Genomic DNA, 4,445 nt, shown 5'->3' with positions numbered 1-4,445 from the left:
CCCCGACAGCTACTAGCATAGACTCTATCACCCACACTATCCCAAATTGCCGCGTGCTACAGGTGCGATCGATGACAGGGAGCTATAAGAATCTAGGCGTGCTCTCTTATGAGATTTTCTTGCGCCATTGCATTGGGGATTATGTGCTGTTTATGGATTTGCAGAGCGACCCACTTGATGTAGCACTCGCAATGCTAGAATCCTGCCACAATTATGACATCACTATAGCTAGCCGCACGCGTAAGCCCTATGGCTTTGTGCAAACATACGCATCAAAACTCTTCTATAAAATATTAAGAATGTTTAGTGATGGCGAGTATAGAGAAGAGCTTAGTGAGTTTTGTGTGCTCTCACGCAAGGCGATCAATGTGCTTTTACGCACGCAAGATGACATTAAGCTTTTGCGCTTTATTGATTTTGATAACACACTAAAGATATGTGAGCACCCCTACACCCCTACCACAATACCTAAAAAATCGCTACTAGATCATATCAATCTAGGGCTTGATATGATCTTTGGTCGCTCCTATAAGCTACTGCGGCTAGGCACTTGCTTGTGTTTGGCATTTGCAGTTTTTAATGGAGCCTATGGGCTCTACATCGCTATCTCATTTTACTTTATACCCCATATTGCGCAAGGCTGGACTTCGACTTCTGCCTATATGGTGCTAAGTAATACTGGGCTATTTTCTATGCTCTCAATCATCGGCGAGTATATGCGCATAATTCTAATCAAGCAAAAGAGTGCCGCCTATGAGATCATCGATGAGCAAAGCTCTGTCGTATTAGACTACACAGAGACTAATATCAAGGACTCCTAATGCAAAAGACACTTAATATCCTGCTGCCCGTGCTAAATGAGCAATACCGCTTAGAATCTGGAGTACGCACTCTTAGGGCATTTATGATAGAGCATAATATCCCCTGTATCCTTACTATCATCGATAATGGCTCAACTGATCACACGCAAGAAATCGCCCTATCGCTAGCGGATTCTGGTGGTGGAGCTATGGATTACCACGATTTTGACAAGTCAAAATCTCGCAATGACGGCATAAAAGTGGATTCTAGTAATGAAGCCCAACACTTAACCAACTTAGCACAGGATTCTAGGATTTCCAAAGATGCTGCACTTTGCGATGAGAAAACAGTCCAAAACCGCAGTTTTTTTAGTAGAGCCAAATCCACCAGCCAAGTTAAATCACCCATTGCCATCGAATATCTCCGCTTGAACCAAAAAGGCGTAGGCTTGGCCCTCCAAGCTGGCATAGATCACAACAACTCTAGAAAGTATAAAAGCGCGTTTATCGGCTATATGGATATTGATCTATCTACCAACCTCTGCCATTTACTTGAAGTCTATGAGAGTCTATGCGCGGGCTCTGCAGTCGTTGTGGGCTCAAGACTGCTACAAGACTCTAAAGTCATAGGGCGAAGCCTAAAGCGCGAAATCATCTCAAGATCGCTTAATGCTATCATCAAAGCTACCTTGCACACAAGCTTTAGCGATGCAATGTGCGGGTTTAAATTCTACCAAGCAGACATCGCTACACTACTGCGCCAAAAATGCAGCGATGATCCAAGCTGGTTTTACTGCGCGCAAATGCTTATACAAGCCCAAGCCCTAGGGATAGAGATTGAAGAAATCCCCGTGCAATGGGAAGATGACAGCCTAGGATCAAAGGTGCAAATCACAAATCTTGCTAGAATCTATCTCAAAGAAATCTACCGCTTGCGCACCCTGCGCCAAGCAATCCTAGCGCATAAGCACTCAAAGCTCCCCCAAAACAATGCAGTCAAATAAGCCTAAAGCTCTACTTATAGGGAGCGGGTACTTCGGGCAGATTCTACGCCCATACATTGCCAAGCACTGCGAGATCCTAGCCATAGCCAATACTTCTACAAGCAATCTTAGCACCCTGCTAGAGCAAGTGGATATATGCTTTATCATCACGCCATTAAATGCGCATTTTGAGCTAGCTAAAGCCGCCTTACAAGCGAGCTGCCACACTTTCATAGAAAAGCCAGCCACTAGAAAAGCTAAGGAATACCGCGAGCTTTTATCCCTAGCCAAAGAGCAAAATCTCGTGCTTTTTACAGACTATATCTACACACTTAGCCCATCAATCCGACACGCACTTTCACTCTGTAAGCACAAAAACCTAGAATCTATCTGTGCTAGCCTTACACAATATGGGAAATTCTACAAGAATGAAAGCGTGCTTGAAGTGCTAGGCGTGCATTATCTAAGCGTTTTTGCTCTAATGCAAGAGCTGGGCATTATCACAGATGTGCGCGTGCAAGAGTGCGTGTTTTTAGATTCTAGCAGGCTTAGTGCTAGGCTTATGCTTAGTGCTAGGCAAGGGGGCAAGGCTATCCCAATTACCCTAGAGTGCTCGCTTCTTAGCTCAAGTCGCCAAAGAGTATTACAGCTTTTCTTTAGCAAAGAGCATTGCTTGCAAATAGATATGCTAGATTTTACCCCACTATCGCATAAAGCCGATAAAGCCCTAGAATCTAGCTTGCCTATCTTTGATGAGAGTGGCAATCTAGCCCATAGCCTAGCGACATTTATGAGCTTTATAGCAAGCGATAATCTAGCCAAGAATGTACATTATGTGGTGCATACAAATATGTGTGCAAGGACAGCCTACTTGCTAGATTCAGCCTTGGGTAATCATTCCAAAGAATTTGGGGGTTTTCTAAAGAAACAAATGGAGCTAGAATCTAGCGCGCAAGTGGATTGCCGCGCTTTGCAAAGCAAAGCTTACAATGACAGAAAAGACAAAAATCTAAACAAGTTGGCAAAGGATTCTAGGATTTTAGATGAAAAATATGGGCTGCAAGGAAAATTACAAAAGAGTTGCCTTAGCGGTAATGACTACATGGATTTTTCGCCGCTCCCGCATCTATCGCTAAAAGCTAAATTGACCAAAAAAGCCACAGCACACTACGACTGCATCATTATCGGTGGAGGCTTTTTTGGCGCATATATCGCAAGCACCCTGCGGCAAAAATACAGAAAGATTCTCATCATAGAAAAGGAGTGCGATCTACTCTTACGTGCCAGCTTACACAATCAAGCGCGCGTGCATAATGGCTACCACTACCCACGCTCCCTTAGCACAGCCCTAAGCAGTGCTAGGCATTTTACGCGCTTTTGCGATGAGTTTGCCCCAGCTATTGATAATGCGTTTGAAAAATACTATGCCATTGCTGCGTATGGCTCTAAAACTTCTGCTACGCAGTTTTATAGACTCTTTAAGCAGTTTTCTATCCCCATTGAGCGGGCAAGCGACGCGGTGTATGGGCTTTTTACACACGAGCTAGTTGAAGAAGTCTTTTGTGTGCAAGAATACGCCTTTAATGCCCATATCTTGCGTGAGATTCTGCAAGATCGACTGCGCACAAATGGTGTAGAAATTGCGCTAAATATACAGGCTATGCAAGTTTTTAGCGATCAAGGGGAAGTAGGGGTTAGCGTGCTAGAATCTAGCGCACAAAGAGGGCAGACCTTGCACGCGCCACTTGTGCTAAACTGCACTTATGCAGGGATCAACGCCCTGCTACGCCGCTCAGCTCTTCCGCCTTTACCACTGAAATATGAACTTACAGAAATGGCATTAGTCCAAGTGCCCAAGTCTCTAGCTCGCTTAGGGGTTACCATTATGGATGGGGCGTTTTTCTCACTTATGCCCTACCCTGCTAAAAATTGCTACACTCTAAGTCATGTGCGCTATACACCACATTGCGCTTGGAGTAGCATCAGCCAAAACTGCGACCCTTATGCCTTGCTAGATTCTACCTTGCACCCTACAAGCAAGTCCCAAAAGCTGGAATCTAAATTCCCCCTTATGTGCCAAGATGCAGCGCGCTATCTCCCAGAACTATCAAAGCTAGAGTATATCGACTCTTTGTATGAGATAAAGACACTTCGCGCGCAAAATGAAATCGATGATGGCAGACCCATAATCTTTGCCAAAGACTATGGAGTAAAGGGGTTTTGCACGATTATGGGTGGTAAAATCGATAATATCTATGAAATTATCCACGCGCTACACGCACATTTCTAGCACTTCATCATCGCTTCACATTATTCCTATAGAATCTGCTACAATTTTTACCCAAAGCACGCTAACATATGCACAGAAGCTAGAATCTAGGAGATATGAGTGAGCATTTTAGCCAAAGATATTTACGCCAAGCTCTACCCAAAGCCCGCAAAGCGTAAATGGCTTTTGCTAACCATTATTGTGCTATGCCCAGTCATAGTGCTTCTATGGTGGTGGCTCTACCCTAGCACACCAAAATATATCTACAAAACCACTTCTCCAAAAACTGCGACTATCACGCAAATCGTCTCCGCCGCAGGCACACTCTCGCCCATTGACACTGTTGAAGTAGGTAGCCAAATCTCTGGGCGTATCCAAGAAGTGCTTGTTGAT

Annotated in this window: 3 protein-coding genes and 1 pseudogene; all 4 read left to right on the top strand. The window is 44.4% G+C overall.

Features of this window, described 5'->3' with window-relative positions; translation table 11 throughout:
• Positions 1-821 (top strand): hypothetical protein (locus IKB69_RS08995; RefSeq protein WP_290948529.1); only part of this gene is annotated, 821 nt, incomplete at its 5' end.
• Positions 821-1,804, top strand: coding sequence for a glycosyltransferase (locus IKB69_RS08990; protein ID WP_290948527.1), 984 nt, complete (start codon positions 821-823; stop codon positions 1,802-1,804). The genes IKB69_RS08995 and IKB69_RS08990, both read left to right, overlap by 1 nt.
• The gene (locus tag IKB69_RS08985) at positions 1,791-4,073 is read left to right on the top strand and encodes an FAD-dependent oxidoreductase (RefSeq protein WP_290948525.1); all 2,283 of its coding nucleotides are present in this window, start codon (positions 1,791-1,793) and stop codon (positions 4,071-4,073) included. Before IKB69_RS08990 ends, IKB69_RS08985 begins: the two co-directional genes overlap by 14 nt.
• A gap of 99 nt (positions 4,074-4,172) precedes the next feature.
• Positions 4,173-4,445, top strand: a pseudogene (locus IKB69_RS08980) (efflux RND transporter periplasmic adaptor subunit); the annotation flags it as partial.

The sequence above is a fragment of the Helicobacter sp. genome, assembly GCF_017502485.1.
Lineage (GTDB): Bacteria > Campylobacterota > Campylobacteria > Campylobacterales > Helicobacteraceae > Helicobacter_B.
This window is presented reverse-complemented; position numbering and strand designations above follow the sequence as displayed.